The organism is Brevundimonas sp. RM1 (assembly GCF_052907225.1).
Window position 1 is genome coordinate 1 of sequence record NZ_JBRERY010000048.1, and the last position, 4902, is coordinate 4902.

Annotated in this window: 5 protein-coding genes; 1 reads left to right on the top strand and 4 read right to left on the bottom strand. The window is 70.4% G+C overall.

Features of this window, described 5'->3' with window-relative positions; all coding sequences use genetic code 11:
* The 4 genes from ACU5AP_RS15930 to ACU5AP_RS15945 form a co-directional block, all read right to left on the bottom strand.
* On the bottom strand, positions 1-666 hold a 666-nt coding region (locus tag ACU5AP_RS15930; RefSeq protein WP_446681518.1), incomplete at its 3' end, for an efflux RND transporter permease subunit.
* A gap of 12 nt (positions 667-678) precedes the next feature.
* Complete coding sequence (locus ACU5AP_RS15935) at positions 679-1854, bottom strand: efflux RND transporter periplasmic adaptor subunit (protein ID WP_128719757.1); 1176 nt, start codon at positions 1852-1854, stop codon at positions 679-681.
* Positions 1854-3107 carry a TolC family protein gene (locus tag ACU5AP_RS15940; protein WP_128719758.1) on the bottom strand — a complete coding sequence of 418 codons (1254 nt, stop codon included), beginning with the start codon at positions 3105-3107 and terminating at the stop codon, positions 1854-1856. Before ACU5AP_RS15940 ends, ACU5AP_RS15935 begins: the two co-directional genes overlap by 1 nt.
* Positions 3108-3161: 54 nt before the next feature.
* Positions 3162-3500 (bottom strand): hypothetical protein, encoded by a 339-nt coding sequence (locus tag ACU5AP_RS15945; protein WP_197733830.1) that lies wholly within the window; start codon positions 3498-3500, stop codon positions 3162-3164.
* 274 nt (positions 3501-3774) lie between these two features.
* Between ACU5AP_RS15945 and ACU5AP_RS15950 the strand changes: the two genes are divergently transcribed.
* Positions 3775-4902, top strand: a 1128-nt coding sequence (locus ACU5AP_RS15950) for a M24 family metallopeptidase (RefSeq protein WP_446681519.1), incomplete at its 3' end; no start/stop codon positions are given.

The window sequence follows — 4902 nt, forward strand, 5'->3', positions numbered from 1 at the left end:
GGGGTCAGGACGGACAGCGTATTCCTTCACATACCCGCCGTTGACGTCCACGCCCGCCAGGCCCTTGGCCGTGCGCATGCGCGGCGCGATGATCCAGTCCTGCACGGTGCGCAGATAGGTGGCCCGCGCCTGCGGCGTGTCCAGCCGCTCGCCCTCGGGCGTCAGATAGGCGCCGTCGGGTTGCCAGCCGGGGCGGCCCGCGCGCGCTGTCTTGGAGTCGAAGGGCTTGAGGTCGACCGTCCACATCAGGACTTCGCCCAGGCCGGTGGTGATGGGCGACAGGGCCGGTTCGACGCCCTCAGGCAGGTTCTCGCGCGCCTGGGCCATCCGCTCGGCCACCTGCTGGCGGGCGAAATAGATGTCGGTGGCGTCGCTGAAGATGACCGTCACCTGGCTGAAACCGTTGCGGGTCAGGGAACGGGTGCTCTGGATTCCCGGAATGCCCGCCATGGCCGTTTCCAGCGGGTATGTGACCTGACGCTCCATCTGTTCGGGGGCCAGGGCCGGGGCCACGGTGTTGATCTGCACCTGGCGGTTGGTGATGTCCGGCACGGCGTCGATCGGCAGCTTGGTCAGCTGGAACAATCCCCACGCCGCGACCAGGGTCGTGGCCAGGACGATGAACCAGCGGAAGCGGACGGACGCCTCGATGATCGCTTTGAACATGATCGCCCTCCCTTAGTGGCCGTGCTCGGCTTCGCCCTTGGCCAGTTCGGCCTTGAGCAGAAAGGCGTTGGTCGAGGCGACTTTCTCGCTCCCGGCCAGGCCGCGCAGGATCTCGGTGGAGCCCCCGGCCTGACGCCCCGCCAGCACGGGCTGGGCGCGGAAGCCGCCGTCCGCCTGGACAAAGACCACCGTGGCGCCGTCGACGGTCTGCACCGCCTCGGACGGCACGGTCAGGGCTCCGCCGGTCTGGCCTTCGGTGACGACCGCGCCGGTGACGGGCGATCCGGCGGGCGGCAGGCGGCCGCCTTCGGGCCGAGCGCGGATCACGGTGGCGCCGCTGTCCTGCAGACCGGCGTCGGCGGCGACGCCCGTGACCAGGGCGTTGAACTCGCCCTGCGGACCGGTGACGCGTACGTGCGAGCCGAGGCGCACCTGGGCCGCCAGATACGGCGGGGCGTTGAAGACCAGCTCGACCCGCGCCGGATTGGTCACTTCGGCCACCACCGCGCCTTGGGCGACGAAGCCGCCGGGGCCGACCTGAACATTGGTCACGACGCCTGAGATGGGGCTGACCACGCTCATCCGGCCCGAGGCGTTGGGCGACCCGGCCGCCGCCGCCCGCGCCCGCGCGGCGCGGGCCAGGGCCTCGGCGCTGGCGGCCTGAGCCTGCGAGGCCTCGACTTCCTGGCGGGCGACGACGCCCTGATCGGCCAGGTTGCGGTTGCGCTGGTGCGCTTGACGCGCGGCGGTCGCGGCGGCCGAGGCCGCGTCGATCTCGGCCCTGAGGGCGGCGCCGTCGCCGCTGATCAGGCTGACCAGCGGCTGGCCCGCGCGGACCGCCTGACCCGGCGCGACCAGCACACGCTCGACCGTGCCGCCGACCACGGCGCCGACGGTGGCGCGCGCGTCGACCATGGCCTCCACCCGGCCGGACAGGCGCGTCTCGCCGCCTCCCCCGCGCGAGACGGCGACGACCGAGATTCCGGCCGCTTGAAGCTGTTCGGCGGTCAGTTCGACCAAGCCCTCGGGCGCCTCGGCGGCTTCGCCCTTCGTCTCGGTCTTCGTCGCCTCGGGGGCGGGCGACGGGTCCGACCGGAAGCCGCCCAGATAGAGCGCGCTTCCTCCGAGAAGCAGCACGGCGGCGGCCGCGGCGATGTTGACCTTCTTGTTTGACGACAGCTTGCGCATCAGCGGCTTCCTTCAAAGGGGGCGCGGCCTTCCAGGCGCGCCAGATCGATCTCGGCGCGGACGCGCGCCATACGGGCGTCGACGGCTGCGGATCGGGCGTTGATCAGGGCGGCGCGTCCGGTGCGCAGCTCCAGTTGCGAGATGCGCCCGGCCTCGGCGCCGATGCGCGACAGGCGATAGGCCTCCTCGGAGGCGGTCACGCCCGCGTCGGCGGCTGATACCCGGCTGGCCGAAGAGGCCAGGCGCGCTCCAGCGGCGGCCCGGTCGGCTCTGGCGTCCTGACGCGCCTGCATGACGCGCGCCTCGGCGGCCCGGTGTTCGGCGCGCGCGGCATCGATGTTGCCCCGGTTTCGGTCGAACAGCGGCAAGGGCAGGCTGAGGCCGAAGGTCATGGCCGTCTCATCGTTCTCGCCGAAGCGGGTCACGCCGACGCTGGCGGTGACGTCAGGACGGCCGTTGATGCGCTCGACGTCGATGCGGCGCTCGGCCGCTGTGGCCGCGGCCTCGGCTGCCCGCACCGTCGGCGCCTCGTGTTCGGATCGGGCGGAGGGCGTTGTCGGCGCGTCCAGCAGCCCGGCCTCGATCGAGGTGGCGGGCGTCGGCAGCATGGCGACGGCGCTCAGACGGGCGAAGGCGGCGTCGCGCTCGGCCTTGGCTTCGTCGAGGCTGGCGCGGGCGGCGGCGGCCTCGGTTTCCGCCTGAATGCCGCGCAGCAGGGGCTCGCGCCCTTCCTCGACCAGGGCCAGGGCCGCGCGGGCGTCAGCCACGGCCAGTGTCAGCGCTTCCTCGGCAAGGGCGGCGCGGCGCTGGGCGGCCTCGGCCTCGGCATAGGCCAGGGCCATCCGCGCGGCCGTTTCGACCACGGTCAGGTCGCGGCGCAACGCCGCCGCGCCCGCGTCGGCGCGGGCGGCGTTCACTCTTGCGGGACGGCGGCCCCACAGCTCCAGATCCTGGCTGAACGCCAGGCTGAGGTCGCCTGCGCTGAGACCGGAATAGGGGCCGGACCCGACGACGTTCTCAAGGTTGATGGACAGGTTGGGATTAGGCCGAACGCGCGCCTGACGGACGCGCGCTTCGGCGGCGTCGCTGAGGGCGTCGGCTTCGACGGCGGCGGGCGTTCGGCCCAGTTGGGCGAGCAGTTCGCCATAGGAGGGCGCGGGATCAGCCCACGCCGGGGCGGCGCCGAAAACGGCGACCACGGCGAGCGCGCAGCCGACCGCCAGACGCGGCCGACGACGATGTTTCGGAGACATGTTTGATTTCCAGAGATGATCAGAAGAAGGGCGCGCGAGGGCGCAGACTTCCGATCAGCTTCTGGGAGGGCGCTTCAGTCCGTCGGAGGCGAACGACACGGTGCTGTCGTCGCGCAGGATGTAGCGGCTGGCCTGGACCTGGGGCCTGGCGATGTTGAAATCGCCGCTGGACGGGCGCTCGCCGGGGTGATGGCAGTGGCCGTGAATCTCGCCGCCCATGCGGTCGTGATCGCCCTTGGATCCGTCCTGGGCGTGTTCCCCATTCTCGCCGTGGGCGATGTCCATGGCCTGATGCGCGATCGCGGCGTCGGGCGCGCAGGTCGCCGCATCCGCCGCAGGCGCAACCACAAATACGGCGATGACCAGCATCAAGGCCGCGAAGAGGTTCGCCAATGTCATCATCGACCGAGGCATGGCCGCCTAGGTAGGAAAGGGCCGAGTTGAAGGCAATCTGTTATAAGGTTCGTCCGAAAGGGCGTTTTTGCGCCATATCGTCACGCCCTGAGGCTGCTCGCCGAACGGGTCATAGTCACGCGCAAGGGCGCGTTTTCCGGGGGCGCGCGCCTGTCGAGGCGACAGGGCTATTGCTAACCTTGCGGCTCTTGCTCGAGGCTCCAAGCCATGAAAGAAGCAGAGTCATAAATCATATACCGTATACGTTGATCTCATGACGTTTCTTCCCCCCGCTGCCGCTCCCATCAACGCTGCCGAGCGGCGTGCTCGCATTCAGGCTTTGGCTGCACGGCTGAAGGCGGAGGGGACGGCCGCCTTGCTGCTCGGCCCGACCACCTCGCTGCGCTATTATACGGGCTTGGACTGGCATCCTTCTGAACGACTGACCGGGGCCTTGATCCACGCCGACGGTCGGGTGGAGTACGTCTGCCCCGGGTTCGAGCTGGATAAGGTCGCGGGATTGACGGCGGCGTCGAACGCCATCGCCGGCGACATCCTGACCTGGGAGGAGGAGGAAAGCCCCTACGTCCTGACGGCGGGGCGTTTGCCGGAAGGCGGCGTCCTGGCGGTCGACGATCAGGCGGCGACCTTCATTTGGCTGGGCCTCAGCCGAGCGCTCGGCGCGGATCGCGTCATCGACGGCGCGCCGCTGATCCTGGCCCAGCGCAGCCTGAAGTCGCCCGCCGAGATCGCGTTGCTGATACGCGCCAAAACCATCACGCTGGAGGTCCAGCGCCGCACCCGCCGCTGGCTGAAGGCAGGGGTCCGCACGTCTGAAGTCATGGCCTTCATCGACGCCGAACACCGCGCCCTGGGCGGAGAGGGCGGGTCGTGGTTCTGCCTGGTCTCGTTCGGCGACGACACCTGCCTGCCCCACGGCGGCGAGGGGGACCGCGCTCTGCAGGCCGACGATGTGGTGCTGATTGACACCGGCACTCTGGTCGACGGCTATCACTCGGACATCACCCGCACCTATGTCTTCGGCGAACCGACGGATGACTTCCGCCGCGTCTGGATGCACGAGAAGGAGGCCCAGGCTCGCGCCTTCGCCGCCGCCCGTATCGGCGCGCCGTGTCACAGCGTCGATGACGCCGCGCGGGGCTATCTGACCGGCCTCGGCTATGGCCCTGACTACCGTCTGCCGGGCCTGCCGCACCGCACCGGCCACGGCATCGGCCTGGACATCCACGAGGCGCCGAACCTGGTGCGCGGCGACGCCACGCCGTTGGCGCCCGGCATGTGTTTCTCGAACGAGCCGATGCTGGTCATTCCCGGCCGGTTCGGCGTCCGCCTGGAAGATCATTTCTACATGACCGAGGGCGGGCCGGTCTGGTTCACCGAA